Raw genomic sequence first — 25,938 nt, forward strand, 5'->3', positions numbered from 1 at the left:
AGAAATGCGATTTTTTCATCACCAGAAGAGTATTTCTGGTGATGGTGCCAGGGAGTGACTGGTTATTCTGCTTTATTCTTATTTAAAGACAGTAATTTTTGTAGCAGCGGAGAAGGATTATCTTTACGCCAGATAAAGCCTATATCCAGCAGTGGCGGATTTTCCAGCAGGTCAACGTAAACCACACCGGTTCGCGCCAGATGACGTAATGAGTCAGGCACCAGCGCAATGCCAATTCCGGAAGCAACCAAACTGATAATGGTTTGCATTTGTATTGCCTGCTGAATAATATTCGGCTTCGCACCCTGCTCAGCATAATAACGCATCACTAAAGCATGGAAAGAGGGGGCGACTTTTTGCGGAAACAGAATCAGTGGCGACGCAATCACTTGATGCGGGCAGAGTTTTCCTTTGGTAAGGGAAATCCTGTCACTCTCCAGCCAACTTTTTGGCACCGCGGCTACCAAGGGCTCAGAGAGGATTTTTTGGTAATCCAGCGTGGGTGGAAAGCTCTCTTCAGGCGGCGGGATCACAATCCCTACATCGATCTCTTCAGCGATAAGTGCGGCCAACTGAACGTCGCTGGTGGCTTCTGTCAGGACCAGTTCAACCGAAGGAAAACGCTGGCGAAATTCACTGACTAAGCGCGGTAAAATGTTATATCCCGCGTTGCTGATGAATGAGAGTGATAATTGTCCTGACTCGCCTTTACTCAGCCGGTCGGCAATATCTGGCAGGGCATTAAGGCTGCTGAGGCTATTTTTAACATGAAATAACCATTGCTCGCCGAAAGGCGTTAACTGGACATTTCTTTTGGTACGAAAAAACAGAGCGTGACCCAACTCTTTTTCCAGCGCCATTATTGACTGGCTGAGCGGAGGCTGCGTCATATGGAGGCGTTCCGCTGCCTTACCAAAATGTAGCGTCTCGGCGACTGTAACGAAGTGTTTCAGTTGTCGAACATCCATGACTTATATCCACAGTGACTTAATCAGTACAAAAGAATATATTTCACCGCACAATTTGTCCATCCTAAGATTGGGGCCTTACCAGAACAATTAAGGCACCCGAAAATGTATCGTTCCCGTACTTCTACCCATGGTCGTAATATGGCTGGCGCACGTAGCTTGTGGCGCGCCACTGGCATGACTGACGCTGATTTCGATAAACCGATCATTGCGGTCGTCAACTCTTTCACCCAGTTCGTGCCGGGGCATGTGCATCTCAAAGATCTGGGACAGATGGTCGCACGTGAGATCGAGCAGGCCGGTGGGGTGGCCAAAGAGTTCAATACCATCGCGATTGATGACGGGATTGCCATGGGCCACGGCGGTATGCTTTACAGCCTGCCTTCCCGTGAGTTGATCGCGGACAGCGTCGAGTACATGGTCAACGCCCACTGCGCGGATGCCATGGTCTGCATCTCTAACTGCGACAAAATCACCCCCGGCATGCTGATGGCGGCGCTGCGCATTAATATCCCGGTGATCTTTGTCTCTGGCGGGCCGATGGAGTCCGGCAAAATGACGCTGCGCGGGGAAAAACGCGCTTTTGACCTGATCGATGCGATGGTGGTAGCCGCTGATGACAGCATGAGTGATGAAGAGGTGAAAGCGGTCGAAGAAGCCGCCTGCCCAACCTGCGGTTCCTGCTCCGGTATGTTCACCGCCAACTCCATGAACTGCCTGACAGAAGCAATGGGACTGGCGTTACCTGGCAACGGTTCGATGTTGGCAACCCACGCATTGCGTAAGCAGTTGTTCCTCGATTCGGGCCGTCGCATTGTGGATCTGTGTCGTCGCTTCTATGAACAGAACGACAGCAGCGTCTTGCCCCGTTCGATTGCCAGTTTCAAAGCGTTTGAAAACGCGATGGCGATGGATATCGCCATGGGCGGCTCGACCAACACCGTGCTGCACCTGCTGGCCGCCGCGCATGAAGGGAAAGTGGATTTCAGCATGGCGGATATCGACCGCCTGTCACGTAAAGTGCCGGTGCTGTGCAAAGTCGCCCCCGCGATTGAAAACGTGCATATGGAAGACATTCACCGTGCCGGTGGTGTGATGGGGGTGATGGCAGAACTGAACCGTGGTGGATTGATTCATGCCGACGCAACCACCGTACATGCCGCGACCCTGGGCGAAGCGCTGGAAGAGTGGGATATCAAATCCACCCGCAACACGGAAGTGCGTCAATTTTATCGCGCCGCACCGGGTGGCGTCAGAACCAAAGTCGCTTTCAGCCAGAACAACTACTATCCCGCGCTGGATACCAATCGCCAAAGCGGCTGCCTGCGTAGCACCGAACATGCCTTTACCCAGGACGGCGGCTTAGCCGTGCTGTTCGGCAACATCGCCCAGGATGGCTGCATCGTGAAAACCGCCAGCGTCGATCCAGGCATGATCTGCTTTACCGGCACGGCCAAAGTGTTTGAAGGGCAGGATGAGGCGGTAGAAGGCATTCTTTCCGGCCAGGTGCAGGCGGGGGATGTGGTGGTGGTGCGCTATGAAGGGCCGCGCGGTGGGCCGGGCATGCAGGAGATGCTCTATCCTACCAGCTACCTTAAATCCAAAGGGCTTAATAAAAAATGCGCATTGATTACCGATGGGCGTTTTTCGGGCGGATCTTCCGGTCTCTCCATCGGTCACGCCTCACCGGAAGCGGCTGCAGGTGGCAACATCGCGCTGATTGAAGACGGCGACCTGATCGAAATTGATATCCCGAATCGCAGTATCCAACTGAAGCTCGACGATCACGAACTGGCGCTGCGCCGTCAGAAACGTGAAGCACTGGGCAAGCAAGCCTGGAAACCGGCTCAGCGCCAGCGACGCGTCTCTGCGGCACTGAAAGCCTACGCCGCGATGACCTCCAGTGCCGCCTTTGGCGCGGTACGTATGCTGGAAGATGACGAATGAAACGGCTCAGGGATTCCGCTATAAGCTCCGCACTTCCGGTGTTTCCTGGTGCAGCTTCAGGCTGAGAATCACACTGCGGTAGTTGGTATGGCCCCACTGCACCGTTTCAATAAAGCGATACCCGAGCCGTTGGTACCAGCCGACCAGGTGTTCAGCCTGTTCGGCGGTATCCAGCGCCAACTCCTTTGCACCACTCTCTCGTGCCAGTTGCGCGGCGGCCTGCATTAAGCGCCAGCCGATGCCCTGAGCCTGCAAGTCAGGATCCACCGCAAACTGCCCGATAGAAGCCACCTGAGGCTGGTTGTACCACGGGCACCCGTTGGTTTGCTGCGCATTCCGCAGCAGAATAGTGCCGCATAAGCTGCCTTGATAAAAAGCCAGTAAACAGGTGCCCTGTGCCATCCTTTCCTGGGTCACGGCTTCTGTTTGATCCACCGCCATGTACCGCAATCCCATTTTCCCTAGCCGCTGATAGGCGCGATGGAGTAACTGGGTCAATGCAGTGATATTGTCCTGGGCGGTGGCAGGGCGAATCGACAACAAATGTTCAGCAGTGGCGTCATGATGCATCGGATGAAGTCCTTTTGTAGGGTGCAAACATTCTGCGCTTGTCTGGCTGTGTTGGGTAATAAGAAATATGTTTATCGATCAGCTATCCAGTACCTGCAGTAATCGGGTGTTTATATAGAGCTTCTCGCGACCTGCTGTCATCTCTTCCACCACGCCAATTTCTACCAGCTGTTTCAGATAGCTCGACGCCGTCTGGCGTTTGGCGACACCGCTGGTGACGAGATTCTCGATTCGACAATAGGGCTGAGAAAACACAACCTGTATCAGCTCGTAGGTATAGATCTTGGGCAGTTTTTCGCGGACGTAATCGGTAGTTTGCGTGATGACCTCGCGAATATCGGCAATTTTACTGGTGGTCCAGCGGGCCGTTTCTTCTACTGCGGCCAGCATGTACAGCACCCAGGCTTCCCAGTCACCCTCTGCTGTCACTTTATGGAGTAGCGTGTAGTACTCATCACGCCTGGCGAGAATAAAACGCGACAAATAAAGAATAGGCAGTGAGAGTAATCCCGTCTGGATCAGGTACAAGGTATTCAGGATACGACCGGTGCGCCCGTTTCCGTCCGGGAATGGATGGATACACTCAAACTGATAATGTGACACAGCCAGCTTAACCAGCGGATCTAGCTCATCTTCACCGTGTATAAACTGTTCCCAGTTAGTGAGTAAATCGCGAATTGCACTTTCACCCACCGGTGGGGTATACACCACATTTTTATGCTGGTCGTGTAACACGGTTCCCGGCGTTTTGCGGATATCAGTCTGGATGGCCCGCAGCGTAGTACAGATTTTTATCGCCGTATTGGTACACAGTGGATAGTGATTGAGATGAGTGAAGCCTTCATGCAGCGCAGTGCGATAGCGCAAAGCCTCTTTGGTGGCTGGATCGGCATGTTCTTCCCGATCTGCATACTGAAACAGCTGATCGCTGGTGGTGACAATGTTCTCAATGCGCGATGAGTCTTTTGCCTCCAGCATTGGCAGAATGTTAATCAGCAACTGTTGATCGGGCAGCAGTTCTCCCGAGGTTTTCAGTTCAGCCAAAGCGGTGCGGGCTCGAATACAGGCCTTCAGTACTTTGTGAGTTTCAATAAGTGCCAATTCTGGCGGTAACAGGGGCAGGGTGTTGTATGGAATTTCAGGGTTCCAACGCATATGTTTAAAAAATCCGATTTTATCGACATGTTGATATCATAGTTTGGCGGGTGGCTGTCGTCACGTGACATGTTTAAAAAAACCGAATTTATCGACATATCGCGGTAACGTGTCGATAGCATCAACGTGTTGGCGGGACATGTTTAAAAAAAACGGTTTTATCGACATATAGCCGTAACGTGTCGATAGTATCAACATGCTGGCAGGACATGTTTAAAAAAACCGATTTTATCGACATATCGCGGTAACGTGTCGATAGCATCAACATGTTGGCAGGACATGTTTAAAAAAAACGATTTTATCGACATATCTACGTCGATAAATTGCATCACGCTTACTACGGCGATACGCATTAAGCCATAGCTGCACCAGCGCGGTGAAGGTTTCCCCGCACTGGTGCAGTTATGCGTAGCAAAGCCGCGTGCTGTAGCGTTCCTGCAATATGCGCTGCTGATATTCAGTGGGGGTAGTGTTGACCAGTTTGCGGAACTCCCGGTGAAAATGCGGCTGATCGTAAAAGCCGAGTTCCAGCGCCAGGTCTGAGAAGGCCAGGTGCGGCATCTGGTTCAACACGGCCAGTGCAGACTGGCAGCGGGTAATACGGCTAAACGCCTTTGGCGTCATACCGGTATCTTGTCGGAACTGGCGCTGCAACGTGCGGCGCGTATAGCCAGTGCGGGATTCCAGTGCGGCAAGGTCAAGATGACCGTTTGTATTGCGGATGACCTGAATGACACTTTGCGTTAAAGCAGCACAGGAAACCTGAACGCAAGGCAGCACCAGTCGTTGAAAAGTGGCTATTTTTTCCACCAGATCCGGTGTTTTTACAATGGCTTCTAGCGCCGCCTCGCCCTCCGGCAACAGCTCTGACAGCATAAATTCACCATCAATCATCTCTTCTGCCGTCAAACCGGTAAAGCGTGGCACCACGCCTGGCGCAAAACGGACGCCGAAATAGACGTGGGCATGTTCCAACGTAAAATGGCGTGCTTCCAACGGGGTGCCACAGACACGCGCACTGGGATTCACGCTGTCACAGTCGAACAGGATATCAACGCAACCATCCGGGATAGCCAGAGTATTGTGCAACATATCCGCCGCAGAAAATTGGTAGTAGTGCGAGATCAACGGGTTATCTGACACCATCAGCGAGTACTCTCCCTCGGCATTGAATACAAACCACGGTTGTTCAGGACAAAATCGGGTGCCAGGCAGCGGGTTATTCCAGTTAGCCATGAGTGATCTCCTCGCAATGTAAAACAAATTCAATGCAAGAGCAGTGCCAGGCCGGTAATGGAACCGATTTTATCCATGTCGTTATTTTCCAATACTTCTTGTTCTCTGGGCGGGTACTAATAATGACATCCCGGCAAAAACTAATGCCAGAGAACATTAACGCTTAATGTTTAAACCTGAATAACGATGACTCTACTCATATTTATTTGCGAGGAAATAGCCATGACTGCTGAAACAAAAATTGATTTTATTTATTTATCCGAGCCAGACATGATCAAAGCCGGTGTGACTGATATGGCTGCCTGCGTTGATGCCATGGAAGAGATGTTTGGCTTATTATATGCGGGTGATTATCGCATGGCGGGTACGAATAATGATTCTCATGGCGCAATGATTACTTTCCCGGAGAACTCACCGTTTCCAAATATGCCTAAACCCACGACCGAACGCCGCATGATGGCAATGCCTGCCTATTTGGGGGGGGATTTTCATATGGCTGGGGTGAAATGGTATGGCTCTAATATTGCCAACCGGGAAAAGGGTCTGCCACGATCTATTCTGATGTTTACACTGAGTGATGCCGACACCGGTGCTCCATTGGCTCATATGTCAGCTAATTTGTTGTCTGCCTATCGTACCGGGGCTGTTCCTGGCGTCGGGGCGCGTCATCTGGCTCGCAAAGATGCAAAAGTGATTGGCCTGTTAGGACCCGGAGTGATGGGCAAAACGTCAGTGGCGGCATTTATGGCGGTTTGTCCGGCGATCGACACCTTAAAGGTGAAAGGGCGTGGTCAGCAGAGCCTGGATAACTTTATTACCTGGGTAAGTCAGACCTATCCACAAATCAAACACATTGAGGTGGTTGAAACGCTGGAACAGGTGGTGCGCGGTTCAGATATTGTGACTTACTGCAGTTCTGGCGACTTCGGTGATGCTTCAACTTATCCGGAAGTAAAACGTGAATGGGTTAAACCGGGTGCATTTCTGGTGATGCCTGCACTGTGCCGCATCGACGAAGGGATGGAGCAGCCCGACGTGCGTAAAGTGCTGGATAACACCGGGTTGTACGATGCCTGGTATGAAGAGATGCCAAAGCCTGCACATAACCATATACCGATTATTGGCGTCTATTTCCTCGATATGATCCATGAAGGGAAATTAACACGGGATGACCTCGAGGATATTGGAAAAATTGTTTACGGGGCAGCACCAGGTCGTACTAATGACGAAGAGATTATTATCATGTCAGTAGGTGGAATGCCGGTTGAGGATGTGGCATGGGGAACAAAAGTTTATCGAAAAGCACTGGGGAAAGGCATTGGCGTAAAACTTAACTTATGGGAATCACCAGAGTTTAAATAATAAATAACACTTAAAATTAAAAACTAGCCGGTGATGAAAATATGCATCGGCTTATTTCAGCAGGGTAAATGAGAGGGTGCATTATGTCAGCTATCGGAAGCGAAACGATAAAAGGGTATATGGTCGCGACTATCGGTGTCTCGATTGTGATTGCCGGACAGTTCTCTGGCTGGAATCTCGGGTTGGTCTTTGGCTGGAAAAATATGTTGGCAGGTGCACTGCTGATGCTGGTGTTTTATCTCTGTTTTCTGCAATTGGTAGCTGAAATGGGCAGTACCTGGCCGAGTGCCGGGGGATTGGCAAAATATACCGCCGCAGCATTTGGCAAACTGCCTGGGGGCATGGTGAACGTGGCGATGGCAACAGCTCTGGTGGCAGGGACCGGTATTGTTGGCAGCTTTATCGCGGCTTACGCGCAGTCTATCACTGGCTTTGATGCGACTACCATCAAAGTGATGTTATTTGTTGCTGTATTGATGTTACATCTCGCCGGCAGTAAGGAGGCGATGTGGTTGGTATTATTAGCCGGGTTAGTGGCAGTAATGACGTTAGTGGTGTTTTCCGGTATCAGCATGCCGCATTTTCAGCCGCAGCGGCTGGGGGATACTCCATTCTCCTGGCACAGTATGATTCTGGCGCTGCCGTTTGCTCTCTGGTTGTTCGTCGGGGTGGAACAGGCCGTGACGACCTCAGAAGAGGTGCGGGATCCGGGGCGCGATCTGCCGCGCGGGCTGATGCTTTCCCTGTTGATATTGACGATAACCGGCAGCGGTGTGCTGCTGTTCGCACCGGGGCTAGCCGGAACAACGCAACTTGCCCAGGCTGGCGACCCGCTGTTGGCCGCGCTGGATAGCGTCGGATTATCCCGCTTACATTTGCTGATTGGCGCAGGTGCAGTATTTGGCCTGATTGCCAGCTTCTTTTCACTGACCTGGTCGGCTTCACGTCAGCTGTTTGATCTGGCGCGCAGCGGTTTTGTTCCCAGCTACTTTGCCACCTGTAGTCGTAAAGGGACGCCCGTTCCGGCGATTAGCCTGGTGATGGCGCTGGGATTCGGTGTGTCGTTTATAAATCTTGATAAAGTCTTAGTCGCAATGGTGGTGTTGTTTACCGCCAGCTATTTCCTCACCACGTTGGCCTGGTTCCGCTTACGCCAAACACAGGCACAGACGCCGCGTCCCTATCGTGCCTTTGGGGGGCATCTTACTGCCACCCTGAGTTTGATGCTCTCTGTGGTGATCTTTTATGCCTGCTTCAGCGGAGATATCAGCACGTTGCTGGCGGTAGGTGCCGTCTTTGCCCTGGTACTCGCCTGGCACACGCTGAAACGAAAATCGTACTTGCCGACCCCTGGCTAACTGAAAGGCCATCGCCTCATGATCATGCATGAGATGGTGCTTGATGATTGATTGTGATGTTTTTTTGTGATGCGTGGTTTATTCAGGCAGATGTGATTGTCATGCTGGCGCTGCTCGTCTGGCTGAGTAGAAAACGTAAAGTCTGATAGCCTCAACGGATTGCCAGCAGCAGTGGGCTGGCAATCCAGCTACGTCAAAGCGGGTTAATGTCACCAAACCACGAGTAGCGAGTGTAAGTGATCAGCGGCAGAATAATCCGCGAGCTACTGATCTTTTCCAGCGGCTGGCTGGCAATATCGATCGCCTGCTTGACGACACGCTTCATGTCGTAAGAGAACACCACATCCATGTCGCCCTGTTCCAGCAACTTCTGCGTATGCTCGGTCAGGTCATGACCGACAAACACGATATCCTGTGCTAACTGCGCTTCTTTAATGGCGCGCGCAATGCCGCGATTACCGCCCGCTGAATTATAAATCCCGACGGTGCCTGGGTTTTTCGCGAGGAATTTGGTCATTAACGCGTAGGTCTTGTCGGATTCGTCGTTAGAGATAAAGGTCTCTTCAATCTCCAGACCAGGGAAATCACTGCGGATCACCCGGCGGAAGCCCATCTCACGCTCTTCCTGACAGCGGTAAGTAGCACTGGCGACGAACAGCAATTTTTTCGCCTCTGAACGTGCCATCCGACCAATAAACAGCGCGGCGTTAGCGCCTGCGCTGACTTCATCCACCCCGACATAGGCGCTGGCTGAAGGCAAGTCAGTGACCAGCGCGATCACCGGTACACCATTGGAAATGGCCTTACGCACTTCACTGTTCACCTGCACATGGTCGCGTGATACCAGAATAATGGCATCCGCTTCCGCGCTGCGTGCCGCGATCAAGGGGCAGAAACTGGCGGGGTCAAACTGGTAACCGGGGACGCTGTCAAAGCTAAAACTGATGCGCGGATAGTACGTCTGTAGCTGCTCCATCGCCTCACGTACGGTTTGGGCAAAGCTGGAACCGGCCTCAATGATAAAGGCGATGCGCTGGGTGGCTAACTCTTGTTGCTGTGCCTGCTGCGACTGAGCAATCGCCGCTTCAACCCGCAAGCGGGTACTTTCACGCACGCCGGGACGCTGATTTAACACGCGGTCAATCGTCGCCGTGCTGAGCCCGGAAATACGCGCAATTTCATGAATGGTGATCTTTTTATGAATGCTGGGTTTTGTCATTGCGGATACATGATTGATGATGAGTGAGTCACATCATAGAGCATCAGAGAAGAAAGTCTAACCGAGTTAAAACATCATCCGTGCACAGCCATAAACCTCGGGTGATGTCATCATTTCAGTTGCTGTAGGTACTAAGACGCGTTGGCGATGGATAATCCTGCACATTCTGCCAGCCGAAACACCCAACGTTCTCCTTGCGAAATCAGCTCAGGCAGAATCAAACGATGGACCTTGCTCAAAGTGCGAGTGACTTCTGCCAGTTCATGAAAAGCATTGAGATTGTTGTGAATCGGGTGAGTTGACACAGGAAAAACATTCGCTCATGATTCAATCAACTTATTGGTTGTTATAACATCACACATGACGCGTCATGGACAGTCTCAGGCAATGGGTTCAGTAGCACCAAAGGTACTGTTTGACCGGAAACTTCTTAAAAGGATTATAGGATGAATATTGCGTTACAGGCTGCGCTTCTTGGCATTGGGGCAACGCTTATTATGGATATCTGGGCAATCTTACAAAAACGGTTATTCAACATTGCGGGCCTGGATTATCGCTTAGTGGGACGCTGGTTGCTCCACATGACCCATGCGCAGTTCGTTCACCACACTATTTTAAATTCAAAGAAAATGCGCGGTGAAATGGTCTTAGGATGGAGTGCTCACTATCTGATTGGCATGATTTTTTGTTATTTCATGCTCGCTTTTTCAGGGAGCGACTGGCTTACACAACCTACTTTTATACCTGCGCTCCTCACCGGCATTATCAGCGTCTGTGCACCATTTTTTATTATGCAGCCTGGGTTTGGTTTTGGCGTCGCAGCATCTCATACTCCCGCCCCAGCGGTTGCTCGCCGTCGTAGTTTGATCGCGCATACCTCGTTTGGTATCGGAATTTACATTACCGCGTTGTTATTAAAACCCCTTTTCATGTAAGACGCGGGCATTGTTCCTTTAAGTGAATCTCTCAATGTAAAAAACCCATCCGGGATACTTCCCGAATGGGGTGTTCAATTAACCCTGGGTCAAGGCACGCGCTTTTTTCCGGGTTTTTCGCGACTGGCGATATTGGTCTACGATCACCGCAATAATGATAATGCCACCTTTAATGATGTCCTGATAATAGGCATCGACGCGCAAAAAGGTGAAGCCAGACATCATGACGCCGAGAATTAAGGCACCAATTACCGTGCCCAGTACCCGTCCGCGCCCACCGGAAAGCGAGACGCCACCAATCACGGCTGCGGTGATCGCATCAAGCTCGTACATCATCCCCATGCCAGCCTGCGCAGTTTGAATACGGGCGATAGCCACCATGGAAGCCAGCCCGGCCAGCAAACCGGCAATGGCATACACTTTGATCAGATGGCGCTCAATATTGATGCCTGAAGCACGGGCAGCAGGCAAATTGGCCCCAATAGCATAGGTGAACTTGCCAAAGCGGGTGTAGCGCATCACCAGGTGGAACAGCAGTGCCACTAACAGGAATATCACTACCGGTGCCCAGCGACCGAGCCCATTACCTAGCCATGCAAAGCCGGTGGTGAAACCCGAAACCGGGCTGCCTGCGGTAAACCAGTTACTGATACCGCGCGCGGCGACCATCATGCCGAGAGTGGCAATAAACGGCGGAATGCGCGTCAGGCTGATGAAAATGCCATTCACCAGGCCCGCTAACGCGCCAATCAGCAAGCCGATGGCGAGGGGAACGAAGAAGGGCAGATCGGTGAGTGATGGATAGAACAGGGTTGGCCACTGCGCTGTTTGTGCAAACGTGGCGGCAATCATCGCGCTCATGGCCACGACCGATCCTGATGAGAGGTCGATACCGCCTGTAATAATGACCAACGTCACGCCAACGGCAATAATGCCAATTACCGCCACCTGTAACACCATGATCTGCAAGCGATGCAGGTTAAACAAGAAGCTTTGTCCCACCACTATCCAGCCCACCACCTCAAACAGGACGGCAATGCCAATCAGCACCAGAAAGATACTGACTTCCGCCGGTACACGCCGCTGACGTGTCACCCGTGGAGCCTGAAAATTCTCTGTTGATACGCTCATAATATGTTCTCAGGGTAAGTTAACGAGCCGCAAGGCTCATGATGGTGACTTGATCCGCGCTTGCCGCATCGACAATCCCGGTGACTTGTCCTTCGTGCATCACGACGATGCGGTCGCTCATGCCCAGCACTTCAGGCAATTCCGAGGAGATCATGATGATGGCGACACCGGTACGCGCCAGCTCGACAATCAGCCGGTGGATCTCGGCTTTGGCCCCCACATCAATGCCGCGCGTGGGTTCATCGAGAATCAGAATGTCAGGCTGGGTAAGCAACCAGCGGCAAATCAGCACTTTTTGCTGATTCCCCCCGGAGAGGTTCTCGATGCACTCATACAGGTTGGGGGTTTTTACGCGGAGTTGTTGTGCCATGTTATGGCAGGCTTGTTCTACGGCGGCTTCACGTACTACACCGTGTTGGCTGTATCCCTGTTGCAGCGCGACAATTTGCATGTTCTCCAGGATATTGAGCGGTAAAAAGCAGCCCGTTTCTTTACGATCCTCAGTCAACATCGCCAGGCGGTGGCGGATAGCCGTTCCGGCGCAGTCGATCACGCAGGGCTGTCCTTTCAGTTTGATGGTGCCGTGGGTAGCTGGCGTGATACCAAATAATGTTTCCGCGACGTTGGAACGGCCTGAACCCACCAAACCGGCAAAGCCGAGAATCTCACCGGCACGCAGGTCAAAACTGACGTTGGCGAACACGCCATCCAGTCCGAGTTGATCAACGCTTAATACCACCTCACCCAATGCCACAGGCTGTTTCGGGAACATCTGACTGATTTCCCGACCCACCATCAATTTGATGATCGCCTCACGTGTGATGCCACTGGCTGGATGCGTTGCGACATATTTACCATCGCGAAACACGGTAAACTCATCGGCGATGGCAAACAGCTCATTCATCTTGTGGGTGATATAGACGATGCCAATCCCGCTGGCGCGGAGGTCGTTAACGATGGCAAACAGATGTTCAACTTCGGTTTCGGTCAGGGAAGAGGTCGATTCATCCATGATCAGCACATCGGCTTCCAGCGAAACGGCTTTCGCAATCTCCACCATCTGGCGGTTCGCCATGGAGAGCGACTGAATTTCACTTTCCGCATCGAGATTCAGCTTCAGGCGCTGTAGTAAGGCTTCGGTCTGGCGTTGCATCTGGCTATGGTCGATGACGCCGAAGCGGTTGCGCGGCTCACGGCCAATCCAGATGTTCTCGGCGACCGTCATGGAGTTCATCAAGAGCAACTCCTGATGAATCATAGCAATACCAGCACGCTGAGCGGCCAGTGGGCTGTTAAGCTGCACCGTTTCTCCCCGCAGACGCAGCGTGCCGCTGTCCGGCTGATATAAACCGGAGATGATTTTCATCAAGGTAGATTTGCCTGCACCGTTCTCGCCCATCAGGACATGAACACTGCCGGGGCGGATGCGTAATGACACGTTGTCCAGTGCGATCACGCCTGGGAAAGCTTTCGTCACCTGGTCTACTTCCAGCACAAAATCGCCGCTGTAGGTGCTACGTTTAGGCTGCCCGTTATGGGCGACCTGATTCAGAGTGGCTGAGATCATTGTCGCCTCCGGTTATTTTTTCGGATACTGATTCACCGTGGCAGGGGTCACCAGGGTATAAGGGATCAGGATCGACTTGGGCACGGCAGTGGGCTGATTTTGCTGTTTGGCTTTGATCAACTGCTCGGCGACCTGTAGCGACTGGCGGCCCTGAGCTTTGGCATCCTGGAACACGGTGACGGCCAAATCGCCTGCTTTCATGGCGGCCACGGCATCATCAGTGGCGTCGATCCCCGCGACTACGACCGATTTCATATCCCGACCAGAGGCTTTCAGCGCCTGAATCGCACCCAGGGCCATTTCATCATTGTTGGCGATTACCGCATCAAATTTGACGTTGGTGGAGAGCCAGTTCGCCATCAGGTCGTTGCCGCCGGTGCGAGTCCATTTGCCAATTTGTTTATCGACCACTTTAATGCCGTTACAGTCTGGGCGTTTGAACACCTCTTCCACCGCTTTGGTGCGGAGAATGGCCGACTGTTGCGACAGATCGCCTTGCATAATCAGCACGTTACCTTTGCCGTGCAGCAGACGACACACCTCGTTGGCTTCCAGCGTGCCGCCTTCAATTTCTGAGGAGCCGACAAAGGCCTGATAAGGCGGCAGGGTTTTGATGTTGATCGGTTCACGATTAACGTAAACCAGCGGAATGTCTGCATCAGCGGTGTTCTGGCTGATGGGTAATACGCCTGTGCTGTCGACAGGATTAATGATGATGGCGTCAGGTTGCGAAGAGATAAAGTTGTCGATCTGGCTTGATTGTTTACTGACGTCGTTTTTTCCATCCTCGAACTGGACTTTGACCCCATCCGTCGCTGCCTGTTGAGCGATGGCGCTGCGTAATACGGTAAGAAAATTATCGTCAAAGGCCGACATCGTCACACTAACGCGTGGGCTGGCGGCCAGTACCTGGGTGGAGAGCGGCAACATGCAAAGCAGGGTAGCGAAGGTTTTTAACGTTGTACGCATGATGTTTTCTCTTCTTTTTTATAGGGTAAGAGGGCGGCATGACACCGCCCTTGTAGGTACAGCGAATTAACCGATGTCCGGCAGCTGATAGTCAGAAGGCTCCGCTGCCAGCGTGCGTTGCAACAAATCCACCGATTTGCGTATCCCTTCCAGGCGCGAGAGCTGCGCATCTTCATGTTCAATGCTCAGCACATCGTCATACCCCACCAGGCGCAGCTGATAGCAGAACTGCTTCCACCACCGCTCATCCTGCCCGTAGCCCAGCGTGACGTAGTTCCAGCTACGTTCACGCGGATGGGCACCCTGCTGTGACTCAAGGCGTGAGTTCAGTGCTGCCCGACGGGGGTTAATCGATGTATCTTTTGCATGGACGTGATAAATCGCATCGCCCAGTTCATCAATACAGGCCAGGGGATCGGCACCCATCCACAACAGATGGCTGGGGTCGAAGTTAACCCCCACCGTCTCGCCGACCGCCTCACGCAAGCGCCAGAACGTCGGTAAGTTGTAAACCAGTTGCCCACCGTGAAACTCAATGCACAACTTTTCGATACCGTGCTGATTAGCGGTACGCACCGTCTGTTTCCACCACGGGATCGCCACGTCGTTCCACTGATAGTCGAGGATTTGGGCGCAGAAGGGGGGCCAGGCTACGGTGATCCAGTTCGGCCATTGATCGCCCGGTCCACCGGGTAAGCCAGACATCATCACCACCCGTTCCACACCCAGCTTTCCAGCCAGTTCCAGCGTGCCCTCCACGCAGGCATGGTGCTCCACGCCGCTTTTTCCAGGATGCAACGGGTTGCCACTGGCGTTAAGGGCCGAAATGGTCAAGCCGTGATCGCGCACTTTGGCGTGGAAGTCTTCACGCGCTTTGCTATTGCTCAATAGCTGTTGCAGATTAAGGTGTGGTGCGGCACTCCAGTTGCCGCAGCAAAATTCGACCGATTTCAGTCCCAGTTCGGCGGCGGTATGGAGCACCTCATCGGTGCTGAGCTGCGCCAGGCTGTCAGTAACCATGCCGATATGCATCAGAGAGCTCCTGGCGCAACCGGTTTGCCGGTTTTCAGTGATTCCAGTGCGGCATCCGCCAGCAACAGGGCTTGTAATCCATCTTCGCCGCCCGGTGCAATCGCGGTGCCTTTGCTGAGCTGATCGATGAACGCGGCCAGTTCGTTGCGGTAGGCATCGCCGTAGCGTTGCAGGAAGAAATGCATCGGTTTTTGGGCGATCACGCCGGTTGCGACGGATTTCACCAGGCTGGTTTCCGGGTGATTGACCACCGCTAACATGCCTTCGCTGCCATGAACTTCAATACGCTGATCGTAGCCGTAGCTGGCGCGGCGGCTGTTGGTGATCACCGCCATTTTTCCGCTGGCACAGGTCAGGGTCACCACCGCAGTATCCACATCGCCCGCAGCCCCGATTTTTTCATCGACTAAGGCGGCCGCTGAGGCGAAAACCGACACCGGTTCTTCATCCAGCAGCCAGCGCGCCATATCAAAGTCATGGATGGTCATATCGCGGAACAGCCCGCCGGAGGTTTTCACATACTCGGGAGACGGCGCGCCGGGGTCACGTGAGCTGATCGTGACGATTTCAGTGGCACCGATTTCACCCGCACGCAGACTTTCACGCAGTTGTGCCATGCTGGGATCGAAGCGGCGGTTGAAACCGACCATCAGCGGTACGTTGTGTTCGCGCACGGTAGCCAGACAGCGGCGCACCCGTTCGAGGCTTAAATCCACCGGCTTCTCACAGAAAATGGCTTTTTTGGCCCGGGCTGCGGCTTCGATTAAATCGGCATGGGTATCGGTGGCGCTACAGATCGCGACCAGATCGATACTCGCATCACCTAAAATCTCATCGAGCGTCGCAACCTGTGCCCCCAGTTTTTCCGCCAGTGCCGTAGCAGCGGGTGCATAAACATCGGTGACTTTGACCAATTGACACTGTGGGTGAGCCGCAATATTGCCAGCATGGATCTGACCAATTCGGCCTGCGCCGATAACAGCAACTTTCAACATAATGTATCCCCGGTTAAAACGTGAGTTCACGGATAGCGACGGGACGTTGCTGCTCAGCAGCACGTTGGATCGCTTCCAGTATCTGGGCAACGGCAAAGCCGTCAGAGAACGTGCCGTTACGATACGGACGGTTTTCGCTGACCGCCTGCATAAACTCGGCGATCATGAAGCCGAAGCTTTCGGCATAGCCAATCGCGACACCGTCATGCGGTACCGGGATCCACTGGCTGAGATACGGAAAGGCGGGCTGGTTCGGCACGGTGACAAAGGCACCGTTTTCACGGCCAAACCGACTGATCTGAAACTCACCCGGTCGCTCCGAATTAAACTGAATAGTCCCGGTGCTGCCGGTGAGCGTGAACGAGAGGGTATTACCCATCCCCACCGTAACGCGACTGGCAGAGAACAGCCCCTGGCACCCGGAGGTAAAGCGCATGACGCAGGAAGCGATGTCATCGGTATCGACGGTTTCACGCTTGTTACTCAGCGCCACATGGTTGTGGCCCGCATTTGCGCCTAATGCCACGAAACGCTGGGGAATGGTGATGCTGCTGCATGCGCCATTAATGGTTTCGACATCTCCCGCAATAAAGCGGGCAATATCAATCGCGTGGGCACCAATGTCATGCAGCGCACCGCCGCCTGCGGTTTGCTGGCGGTAGCGCCAACTGTAAGGAAGCTGAGGATCGGCGGCATAGCCGCACTGATACTGAATCAGCAGATGCTGTAAGTTGCCGATTTCACCAGAATCCACCCACTGTTTAATCTGTGCCACCGCCGGGATGCGGCGATAGTTAAAGACGCTGCCGCAAATGCTGTCGCTCTGCTGCGCCAGTTGGGTCAGATCCCAGGCCTCTTTGGCGGTTAACGCCAGTGGCTTTTCACACAGCACATGCTTACCCGCTTTTAATGCAGCGGCGGCCACTTCGGCATGGAGGAAATTTGGCAACGCAATGCTGATGACCTGGATCTCCGGATCGTTGACTACCGCCTGCCAGTCAGTGGCAACATGTGCAAAACCCCAGACAGCGGCCAGTTCAGCGGCGGCGGATTCACGCGCATCACATACCGTGTGGAGCACGAACTGTTGCTGGCTCGTGGACAGTCGCGCCTGGTGGCTGCGGTAGCCGCTGGCATGTGCTGCACCAATCATCCCTGCGCCGATAATGGCAATATTGATCTGTTTCATGCCGTCTCCTTAAACCTTGACCCATTGGCCCGAGGCCGCAGAGGCGAATAGCGCATCCATGACCTGCATCTGTTCAATGGCATCGTTAATGCCAAACTCGGGCTGTACTTCCCCGCGTACCGCACGGGAAAAATGCTCAACTTCGCACTGATATTGTTCAACCACCGGCAGGGCTTCTGGCTGCAAGGCGGCATCATCCAACCCGGCGTGACTACTGATACTCAACGTGGCGGGCGATCCCAGGCTGGGCACATAAGGTGCATTCAGATCGAGCAGGGATTTTTCACACACGACCTGTACGCGTTGTGCCGCAGCCTGTTTCAGGCCCACGCTCAGCGTGACCTGTTGGCCGTGACCAAAATCGAGGATCGCGTGGGTCTGCTCATCGGTGCCGTTGACCGGTGAGCGCACCATCGAGCAGAACACCCGTTCAGGTTGGCGTTCCAGCAGATAACGCGCCGTCATGACCGTGTAACACCCGAGGTCAAACAGCGCTCCGCCTCCTTTGGTGACGTCGAAGCGGAAGTCTCCTGGATTATCCAGCAGGAAAGAGAGCAGGATCTGTGCGGTTTGCAGTTTGCCGTGGCGGCCGCTGCGCAACTCCGCCCGCAGGCGGGCAAATTGTGGGTGATGGCGCACCATAAACGCCTCCGCCACCACCAGATTTTGCGGCACATCCAGCAGTCGGCGAGCCTGTTCCGCATTCAATGCCACCGGTTTTTCGCACAGTACGTGCTTACCTCTGGCGGTTGCGGCTAACACCATATCCACGTGCTGGTCATTAGGCAGTGGGACATAAATCGCTTCGATCTGGGGATCGTTGAGTAACGCTTCATAAGAGCCATAAGCCACCGGAATGCCAAACGCTGCTGCTTTTTCGGCGGCCTTCGCCTGCGAACGTGAGGCAATGGCGTGGATAACACTGTTACTGCTCGCCAGCAGGGCCGGAATAATACGGGCACAGGCGATATTGGCGGTACTGACGATCCCCCAGCGTACGGGGTTGGCGGTTTTGGTTACTGCTTGGGTAGACATAACGGCTCCTGACAATCACGGCCACTGCATCAGGCAATGGCAAAGGGGTGAAATGTGACGTCATTAATCGGCCTGGCGGGAGATGAAGTCAAAGCAATGTGATGTTTTATGTTTTAAACAATGATTTTAATCACACATTTATTTGATTTGATTAACATCAAAAATAGCTTTATCCATACACATCAATAGATTACTTGATTTCTTTTTTTGCGATCTATTTGTTATGCTGCGTGCATTGAATGAGGTTTAGACAATCAGGAAAACAGTGATGCTGACGAAACCATCATGGAAAAATCCCACCATAGGCCAAATTGCCGCAGAGGCAAAAGTCAGTACCGCCACTGCGGATCGTGTCCTTAATGGTCGCCCTGGTGTAAGGGAAGCTACGCGTAAAAAAGTGGAGGCGGCCTTGTTTCGGCTGGGAAAACCGGAGGCCGTAGGGGAGATAAGCCCGGAAAAAAGGCGAATTGCTTTTATTTGTGAAGCCGGTTCCGGCTACCTGACGCTGGTGGAAAAAGAGGCGCGGGCGCTGATTGCCGCCCGCCTGGATATCAGCTTTACGCTCGACAGTGTGCCAAATGTGCAGGTGGATGCGGATCGTTTCAGTCTGACCATTACACGACGGGCGCGTGAGAGTGAAGCCATCATTTTAGTCTCGCGCGATCACCTCAAAGTGAACCGAGCCGTGCGCGAGGCGGTGGATAACGGTGTGCATGTGATCTGTCTGTCTACCGATCTGCCCAACTCCCGGCGTTCGGCCTATATCGGTATCGACCAAATCAGCACGGGGGCTACCGCTGGATGGTTTATGGGCCGACTGCTACCGCAGCAGAGCGGCAATATTCTGTTGGTTTACAGTTCGACCTATCGCACGCAGGAAGAGCGGGAAGTGGGGTTTCGTCGCGTGCTGCGTGAACAGTTCCCGTGGCTGAACGTGGTCGAGCGCGTAAATATCAATGATGAGTCAGACGGGGCTTATCAGAGCGTGAAAAAATTCCTGGCGAGCAATCCACCGATGGTGGGCATATATAACATGGCGGGGGGGAATCGTGGTGTGGCGCGTGCGCTAAAAGAGTATCAGTTGCAGGAGAACGTGATCTTTATCGGCCATGAGCTGAGTGAAGAGAGCCGCCTGTTACTGGAATCTGGGGAGATGGATATTGTGCTGGGACATGATATCCGTGCGGAAATCCAACACTGCCTTGAGCTGGTCAACCGAATGCGGCGGGGGGGAAGCCGTAGCCAGCGTGAAAACACCGCTACATGTGTTTAATCGCTATTCCTATTTTCCGTGATCGGCAAAGTGAGAAGCAGGCAGACGATAAAGGCGTAGCGAGCACAAGGTGCTCGCCACCGGGTATCACTGTTTTTTCAGACGGGTTTCAGGCATCAAAAGCGTGGCAAATCCGAGCAGTGGCAGGAAGCCGCAGGCGTTATAGACCAGCGTAATGCCCCAGGTATCAGCAAACTTGCCCAGTGCAGCTGCGGCAATACCGCCAATGCCGAACATAGTACCGAACATAATGCCGGAGACCATCCCGGTGCGCCCTGGCACCACTTCTTGCGCATAGACAACCAGCGCCGCGAAGGCGGAGGACAACACCAGACCGATACAAATGGTGAGGATCACGGTCCACATCAGGTTCGCGTGCGGCATCAGCAGTGCGAACGGGATTACGCCGAGAAAAGAAATCCAGACCACGGCTTTACGCCCAATACGGTCGCCAATCGGGCCACCCACAAAGGTGCCAATCGCCACAGCCGCAAGGAAGCTGAACAGATAGTACTGCGCGTGTTCAAGGGTAAGGTTAAAACGCTGCATCAGATAAAAGCTGTAATAGGTACTGATCGACGAGATGTAGGTAAATTTCGCCAGCATCAGAATGCCCACCACGCCCAGCGCCTGCCAAACCTCTTTGCGCGAGAGTTGGCGCAGTACGGCACCGCCTTTTTTCTTCATGTTGGCGTGGCCATGCTTGACCGTCCAGCGACTGATCACCGACAGGATCACCACGGCTAACAGCGCCACCAGCATCATCCAGGCGACTGACATCTGACCATGAGGAATAATCAGCAGCGCCGCCGCGAGTGGCCCAATAGCCGTGCCGATATAACCGCCGACCTGAAATGTAGATTGTGCGGTGCCATAGCGTCCGCCAGAAGCCATGCGCGCCACGCGGGAGGCTTCTGGGTGGAAGGTCGCGGAGCCGACGCCAATCAACGCGGCAGCAAGCAGGATCAGACCGAAACTTGAGGCCATCGCCAACAGGCCGACGCCCACCAGTGAAACCACCATACCGCCTGGCAGCAGCAGGGGCTTCGGATGCTTATCGGTGTACATGCCAATCCACGGCTGTAGCAGCGAGGCGGTGATCTGGAAGACCAGCGTAATCAGGCCAATTTGTGCGTAGCTCAGGCTGTAGCTGTCTTTCAGCATCGGATAGATCGACGGCAGCATCGATTGCAGGAAGTCATTGCAGCCATGTGAAATGGCGACCGCGCCGACAATACTCACCAGTAACTGTTGAGCATCAGTATCCTGGTTGGGCGACGCAGTGTGCGCGTTGGTTGAGGTTAAAGACATAGTAAGATTCCGTTAGCAGGCGAGGCCATAGCCCCTGTTTTCCAAAAAAAATCACGCTTCACCTTATGCCCTGTTCACCTCTACACTGGTTTCAGGACTTGTCTGACTTAAGCCAAGTCAGGTCAAGCGTGCTGGTGCCAATCGCGCCAGAGAAACCATGTTAAATGTAATTTCAGAATGCGAAATGCCAAACAAGATAGATGACACGCCAAAAGTAAATACCCAGCCCGGCTGGGGATGCCTTGCCCGTACCTATGAGCGCGGAGATATTCGCCTACCGCATTCACATCCGCAGGGACAGTTACTGTTTGCCATCACCGGTGTGATGCTGGTGGAGTCCGCAAATAAGCGTTGGGTGATCCCCCCGCAGCGCGCGCTGTGGCTGCCTTCCTACGTTGAGCACACCTTTAACGTGTTTTCCCGTACTGAACTGCGAACGGTGTATTTTGAGCCGCCGTTTATTGCGTTGTGTCAGGATTTTAAGGCGCGCGATGAGGTGCATGTCATTGCGGTCACCGATCTGTTTCGTCAACTGATCGCCGGGATGTTTGATCAAAATTATAACGCTGAAAGTCATCGCCTGATGGCAAGCCTGTTGCTCCAGGTCTTGAGTGAAACGGAGATCTTGCCAGCCGCACTGCCGATGCCGCTGGATAGCCGCCTGCATCGTGCCGCCCTGGAAATGATGATGCACAATAACTGGCACGCCTCACTCAGCCAACTGGCCGAACTGGCGACCATGTCAGAACGTACATTTTCACGGCAGTTTGTGAAAGATACCGGCTTTACGCTGCGCGGCTGGAAGCAGTGGGCGCGTATCTATGCCTCGCTGGATCTGCTGGCGAATGGCATTTCACTGAAACAGATCGCCTTTCAACTCGGGTTCTCCTGCCCGGCAGCGTTTACCGCCGCTTTCCGTGAAGTGATGGGCAGTACACCGGGGCAGTTTCAGCAGTAAACCGTTAGTGAATGCGTAGCCCTTCGAGCGCCAGCAACAGTGCATCGACTTTTGGCAGGAGTTGCTTACGACGCGGCCAGATCAGCGTCAGCGGCAATCCCTCCGGTTGCAGTTGCGGCAGTATGATGCGCAGTTCGTCTCTCTCCAGCGCTTCACGAATCAGCCAGGTGGGCATTTGTGCTATGCCGAGGCCAGCACATGCGGCCTGTAACTGTGCATCGACCTCACCCAGTGACATGCGATGGGCAACGTTGCGCCATTCAGGGTGGCCGTCTGCGCCGGTGAACAACCAAGGTTTGCCACTGCCATCGGCTTTCTCGTAGACAATAGCGGGATGCTGGAGCAGTTGTTCAATGGTTTGCGGAGTGCCATGGCGCTGGAGATAGCTGGGCGAGGCACAAAATACCAGGCGTTCGCGCCCCATCGGCCGTGAGCCGAGAGCGGCGGGGAGGTCGACGTTGTTACCGATGCGAACGGCAACATCAATGCCCTCTTCAAACAGATCAACGAACCGATCCGAAAACGTCAGGCTTAGCGTCAGTTCCGGGTGCTGCTGACAAAACGGGATCAGTGCCGGCATCACGGCCAGTCGGCCAAAAGTATTAGGGACGCTCAGGCGTATCCGGCCTGATGGGATAGTGCGCTGTGCCGCCAGTACTGATTCTGCTTCGGCCAGCTCCTCCATGATGCGCATGCAAGTCTGGTAATAAGCGTTACCAGCATCGGTTAATTGTAATCGCCGGGTGCTGCGCTCCAGCAAGCGTGAGCCCAGGCGGTTCTCAAGCCGGGTCACGCTTTTACTGATGGCGGAACCGGTAACCTGTAGGCGTTCTGCCGCCGCTGTAAAGCTGCCGCACTCGACGCTCACCACGAACGGAACAATATCTTTGAGACGTTGATCGTGCATAGATTTATGAACTCAGGTTAAGAATGCCGTCAGAAAATCCACATGTGCAGCGCGGCGCGCAGTGCGATGCCGACAATTACGCCAGGAATGACAAAGCGAAATAGCCGCACAAAACGCGGCGCGAGGCCGAGGAAAATGCCCACACCGGGCAGGTCAAAGGTCTGGATCAGCAGTCCGGCAGACGCATTGATCTGGTGGACATTCACCATTCCTTTGTGAATTAAATCGCTCAGCACGCCGAAATAGGCCGTTCCCCCGGCAAGACATTTGGTCAGCGCGGGAAGGACAAAGACCGTAGGAATGGCCAGCCAGTTGAGTAACGGCGTCAGCGCGCGTGTCAATGCATCAATCGCTCCAGCCTGCGTTAAAATACCGACCACCGTCAGTGACAAAATCAGCATTGGCACTGAGCCTAAAGAGAGGCGAATGGCATCGGCACCTGCGCCATTAATAATCGCGATCAACCCGGTATTACTCTTCTCCTGCATCAGTTCATCTTCATCACGCGCCAGGGTGGCGGATGAGAGCTTTCGCCCCACGACATGCCAGGTGAGGGCGGAAGCACACAAGCCCCCGACGATGGAGATAGCCACCGCCGCGCCCATGTGGAGGCCGTAGGGGATGAGCGGGTAGAACACGTTACCCTGACCCATCGCAAATAACATCGCCAGGGCCGCTGCGATATGGCGATCGGAGATGCCGCGTTTTTCCATTACCGCCAGTGCGGCCAAGGGGGCGGCAAAGCTGACAAAGTTCAGCTGAATCAGCGCGAAGATAGCCATGCCAGTGACACCAAACGGACGCAACAGCGGCGTCATCAGGTGGACGATTCGATCAAGAATGCCGCGATTTTCCAGGTAGCGCATGATAATCAACATGACCACCATGATTGGAATAAGTGTGTAAAGCGCCACATTCACCGAGGCTTTCCCGGCTGACATGATAATACCGATGAGATCCATCTGGCTTCCTGATGCGATAAAGATAAGGGGCTGAATTAGAGGCGTTTATCTTATCATGCTCTGATGTGATACGGATCGCGAAGCAATGTGGCTGCTACAGGTGAAGAAAGTGCGTACCGCTCTTTCGGTGAGAATTAACAGGCAGCCTGCAAACGGGCTGCCTGTTGTCGCGTATTACGCACGTTTTACCGGTGCGCCATTCGCCACATAGTAAGGAACTTCAACGCGCGGTAACGGTGGACGGCCGCGAATCATGTCGGCAATTTTTTCGGCGATCATGATGGTTGGTGCGTTGAGGTTGCCAGTGGTGATTTGCGGCATGATCGACGCATCTACCACACGTAATCCCTCCATGCCATGCACTTTACCGTCATTACCCACTACCGCCATTTCGTGATACCCCATCGCATTCGAACACGAAGGGTGATAGGCCGTTTCTGCATGTTCGCGCACAAAGGCATCTAATTGTTCATCGGTTTCGACGCCTGCACCCGGTGAAATTTCCCGCCCACGGAACGGGTCCAGCGCGCGCTGCTGCATAATTTCACGTGTGATGCGGATGGCGGCACGAAATTCGCGCCAGTCCTGTTCGTGTTCCATGTAGTTGAACAGAATGCTCGGGTGCTCATGGGGATCTTTCGAGCGGATCTGTACGCGGCCTCGGCTTGGTGAACGCATCGAGCCCACATGCGCCTGGAAGCTGTGCTCTTTAATCGGGTTAGAACCGTTGTAGTTAATCGCCACCGGCAGGAAGTGGTACTGGATATTTGGCCACTCAAACTCTTCATCCGAGCGGATAAAGCCGCCAGCTTCAAACTGATTACTGGCCCCGATCCCACTGCCGTTAAACAACCACTCCGCCCCGATCGCCGGTTGATTGTGTAGCTTCAATGCCGGTGACAGGGAAACTGGCTGTTTGCACTCATATTGCAGGTACATCTCCAGGTGGTCTTGCAGATTGGCCCCGACACCGGGTAAATCATGCACGACATCAATGTTCAGGCTGCGCAGCAGTTCTGCCGGGCCTACGCCGGAGCGTTGCAGAATTTGTGGCGAGGCGATAGCACCGCCACACAGCAAGACTTCACGGCGCGCCCGTGCCTGATGCTTTGTCTCTTCGTGCAGCCAGAGCACGCCAGTGGCGCGTTTGTTATCAAACAAGATACGGTCAGTCAGCGCATTGACTTCAATGGTCAGGTTAGGGCGCGATCGTGCCTGGTCGAGATAACCGCGTGCGGTGCTGGCCCGGCGACCCTGCGGTGTCACTGTCCGGTCCATGGGACCAAAGCCTTCCTGTTGATAGCCATTCAGGTCATCCGTACGAGGATAACCCGCCTGTACACCGGCTTCGATCATCGCGTTGAACAGGACGTTTTTGCTGGCTTTAGGAGTTGTGACGCTGACCGGGCCGCTTTCACCGTGGTAATCATTACCGCCAATATCACGGCGTTCTGCCGCTTTGAAGTAGGGCAGACAGTCGAGGTAGCTCCAGTTTTCCAGCCCAGGCTGGCGCGCCCAGTTATCGTAATCCAGCGCGTTCCCACGGATATAGCACATGCCGTTGATCAACGACGATCCACCCAGCCCTTTGCCGCGACCACACTCCATGCGACGGTTGTTCATATGGGGTTCAGGATCGGTCAGGTAGGCCCAGTTATAGCGGCGGCCCTGAAGTGGGTAAGCCAGCGCGGCAGGCATTTGAGTGCGGAAATCAAGGCGATGATCCGGACCTCCGGCTTCCAGTAACAGCACCGAGACAGACGGATCTTCGGTCAGGCGCGTTGCTAGGACGTTGCCAGCAGAACCGGCACCGATGATGATGTAGTCATATTCCCTGATGGTGGTCATTGCAGTCTCCT

General features: G+C 53.7%; 23 protein-coding genes. 6 read left to right on the top strand and 17 right to left on the bottom strand.

Features of this window, described 5'->3' with window-relative positions; genetic code table 11:
- Positions 1-62: 62 nt before the first annotated feature.
- A complete protein-coding gene (locus tag F3J40_RS11230) occupies positions 63-968 on the bottom strand; it encodes a LysR family transcriptional regulator (RefSeq protein ID WP_167014630.1) in 906 nt (301 codons plus the stop codon).
- A 105-nt stretch (positions 969-1,073) separates the two neighbouring features.
- On the opposite strand from F3J40_RS11230, the gene ilvD reads away from it, so the two are divergent.
- A complete protein-coding gene (gene ilvD, locus F3J40_RS11235) occupies positions 1,074-2,915 on the top strand; it encodes a dihydroxy-acid dehydratase (RefSeq protein WP_167014631.1) in 1,842 nt (613 codons plus the stop codon).
- 18 nt (positions 2,916-2,933) lie between these two features.
- On the opposite strand, the gene F3J40_RS11240 is transcribed toward ilvD, so the two are convergent.
- The 3 genes from F3J40_RS11240 to F3J40_RS11250 all read right to left on the bottom strand — a co-directional run bounded on the left by F3J40_RS11240 (position 2,934) and on the right by F3J40_RS11250 (position 5,876).
- On the bottom strand, positions 2,934-3,485 hold the full coding sequence (locus F3J40_RS11240) for a GNAT family N-acetyltransferase (protein WP_167014633.1): 552 nt from the start codon (positions 3,483-3,485) through the stop codon (positions 2,934-2,936).
- A gap of 78 nt (positions 3,486-3,563) precedes the next feature.
- Positions 3,564-4,640, bottom strand: coding sequence for a protein adenylyltransferase Fic (fic, locus tag F3J40_RS11245; protein WP_167014635.1), 1,077 nt, complete (start codon positions 4,638-4,640; stop codon positions 3,564-3,566).
- A gap of 402 nt (positions 4,641-5,042) precedes the next feature.
- A complete protein-coding gene (locus F3J40_RS11250; protein ID WP_167014637.1) occupies positions 5,043-5,876 on the bottom strand; it encodes a helix-turn-helix domain-containing protein in 834 nt (277 codons plus the stop codon).
- Positions 5,877-6,098: 222 nt separating this feature from the next.
- Between F3J40_RS11250 and F3J40_RS11255 the strand changes: the two genes are divergently transcribed.
- Positions 6,099-7,238 (top strand): ornithine cyclodeaminase family protein, encoded by a 1,140-nt coding sequence (locus F3J40_RS11255; protein ID WP_167014639.1) that lies wholly within the window; start codon positions 6,099-6,101, stop codon positions 7,236-7,238.
- Between the two features lie 83 nt (positions 7,239-7,321).
- The gene (locus tag F3J40_RS11260; protein ID WP_167014641.1) at positions 7,322-8,596 is read left to right on the top strand and encodes an amino acid permease; all 1,275 of its coding nucleotides are present in this window, start codon (positions 7,322-7,324) and stop codon (positions 8,594-8,596) included.
- A gap of 193 nt (positions 8,597-8,789) precedes the next feature.
- On the opposite strand, the gene F3J40_RS11265 is transcribed toward F3J40_RS11260, so the two are convergent.
- Both F3J40_RS11265 and F3J40_RS11270 read right to left on the bottom strand, forming a co-directional pair.
- A complete protein-coding gene (locus tag F3J40_RS11265; protein WP_167014643.1) occupies positions 8,790-9,815 on the bottom strand; it encodes a LacI family DNA-binding transcriptional regulator in 1,026 nt (341 codons plus the stop codon).
- A 131-nt stretch (positions 9,816-9,946) separates the two neighbouring features.
- Entirely contained in the window at positions 9,947-10,120 is a 174-nt protein-coding gene (locus tag F3J40_RS11270; RefSeq protein ID WP_167014645.1) for a hypothetical protein, read from the bottom strand.
- A 141-nt stretch (positions 10,121-10,261) separates the two neighbouring features.
- Between F3J40_RS11270 and F3J40_RS11275 the strand changes: the two genes are divergently transcribed.
- On the top strand, positions 10,262-10,750 hold the full coding sequence (locus F3J40_RS11275; protein ID WP_167014647.1) for a DUF2938 domain-containing protein: 489 nt from the start codon (positions 10,262-10,264) through the stop codon (positions 10,748-10,750).
- A 78-nt stretch (positions 10,751-10,828) separates the two neighbouring features.
- On the opposite strand, the gene F3J40_RS11280 is transcribed toward F3J40_RS11275, so the two are convergent.
- The 7 genes from F3J40_RS11280 to F3J40_RS11310 all read right to left on the bottom strand — a co-directional run bounded on the left by F3J40_RS11280 (position 10,829) and on the right by F3J40_RS11310 (position 18,668).
- Positions 10,829-11,881 (bottom strand): ABC transporter permease, encoded by a 1,053-nt coding sequence (locus F3J40_RS11280; RefSeq protein ID WP_167014649.1) that lies wholly within the window; start codon positions 11,879-11,881, stop codon positions 10,829-10,831.
- A 19-nt stretch (positions 11,882-11,900) separates the two neighbouring features.
- Positions 11,901-13,448, bottom strand: coding sequence for a sugar ABC transporter ATP-binding protein (locus tag F3J40_RS11285; RefSeq protein ID WP_167014651.1), 1,548 nt, complete (start codon positions 13,446-13,448; stop codon positions 11,901-11,903).
- A gap of 12 nt (positions 13,449-13,460) precedes the next feature.
- Positions 13,461-14,417: a sugar ABC transporter substrate-binding protein gene (locus tag F3J40_RS11290; protein WP_167014653.1), complete on the bottom strand. Its 957-nt coding sequence runs from the start codon at positions 14,415-14,417 to the stop codon at positions 13,461-13,463.
- Positions 14,418-14,483: 66 nt separating this feature from the next.
- A complete protein-coding gene (locus tag F3J40_RS11295; protein ID WP_167014655.1) occupies positions 14,484-15,449 on the bottom strand; it encodes a sugar phosphate isomerase/epimerase family protein in 966 nt (321 codons plus the stop codon).
- Positions 15,449-16,444, bottom strand: coding sequence for an inositol 2-dehydrogenase (gene iolG / locus F3J40_RS11300; RefSeq protein ID WP_017348240.1), 996 nt, complete (start codon positions 16,442-16,444; stop codon positions 15,449-15,451). Before iolG ends, F3J40_RS11295 begins: the two co-directional genes overlap by 1 nt.
- A gap of 13 nt (positions 16,445-16,457) precedes the next feature.
- Complete coding sequence (locus F3J40_RS11305) at positions 16,458-17,633, bottom strand: Gfo/Idh/MocA family protein (RefSeq protein ID WP_167014657.1); 1,176 nt, start codon at positions 17,631-17,633, stop codon at positions 16,458-16,460.
- Positions 17,634-17,642: 9 nt separating this feature from the next.
- Entirely contained in the window at positions 17,643-18,668 is a 1,026-nt protein-coding gene (locus F3J40_RS11310; protein WP_167014659.1) for a Gfo/Idh/MocA family protein, read from the bottom strand.
- 268 nt (positions 18,669-18,936) lie between these two features.
- Between F3J40_RS11310 and F3J40_RS11315 the strand changes: the two genes are divergently transcribed.
- Positions 18,937-19,941, top strand: coding sequence for a LacI family DNA-binding transcriptional regulator (locus F3J40_RS11315; protein WP_240155430.1), 1,005 nt, complete (start codon positions 18,937-18,939; stop codon positions 19,939-19,941).
- 87 nt (positions 19,942-20,028) lie between these two features.
- Here F3J40_RS11315 and F3J40_RS11320 read toward each other — a convergent pair whose 3' ends face one another.
- Positions 20,029-21,252 (bottom strand): MFS transporter, encoded by a 1,224-nt coding sequence (locus tag F3J40_RS11320; RefSeq protein ID WP_167014661.1) that lies wholly within the window; start codon positions 21,250-21,252, stop codon positions 20,029-20,031.
- 184 nt (positions 21,253-21,436) lie between these two features.
- On the opposite strand from F3J40_RS11320, the gene F3J40_RS11325 reads away from it, so the two are divergent.
- The gene (locus tag F3J40_RS11325) at positions 21,437-22,210 is read left to right on the top strand and encodes an AraC family transcriptional regulator (RefSeq protein WP_167014663.1); all 774 of its coding nucleotides are present in this window, start codon (positions 21,437-21,439) and stop codon (positions 22,208-22,210) included.
- A gap of 4 nt (positions 22,211-22,214) precedes the next feature.
- On the opposite strand, the gene F3J40_RS11330 is transcribed toward F3J40_RS11325, so the two are convergent.
- The 3 genes from F3J40_RS11330 to betA all read right to left on the bottom strand — a co-directional run bounded on the left by F3J40_RS11330 (position 22,215) and on the right by betA (position 25,927).
- Positions 22,215-23,117: a LysR family transcriptional regulator gene (locus tag F3J40_RS11330; protein WP_167014665.1), complete on the bottom strand. Its 903-nt coding sequence runs from the start codon at positions 23,115-23,117 to the stop codon at positions 22,215-22,217.
- Between the two features lie 29 nt (positions 23,118-23,146).
- Positions 23,147-24,079, bottom strand: coding sequence for a nucleoside recognition domain-containing protein (locus F3J40_RS11335; RefSeq protein ID WP_167014667.1), 933 nt, complete (start codon positions 24,077-24,079; stop codon positions 23,147-23,149).
- A gap of 174 nt (positions 24,080-24,253) precedes the next feature.
- Positions 24,254-25,927 (bottom strand): choline dehydrogenase, encoded by a 1,674-nt coding sequence (gene betA / locus F3J40_RS11340; RefSeq protein ID WP_167014675.1) that lies wholly within the window; start codon positions 25,925-25,927, stop codon positions 24,254-24,256.
- Positions 25,928-25,938 lie beyond the last annotated feature (11 nt).

This window comes from Candidatus Pantoea multigeneris (assembly GCF_011752615.1).
In the GTDB taxonomy this organism is placed as follows: domain Bacteria; phylum Pseudomonadota; class Gammaproteobacteria; order Enterobacterales; family Enterobacteriaceae; genus Pantoea; species Pantoea multigeneris.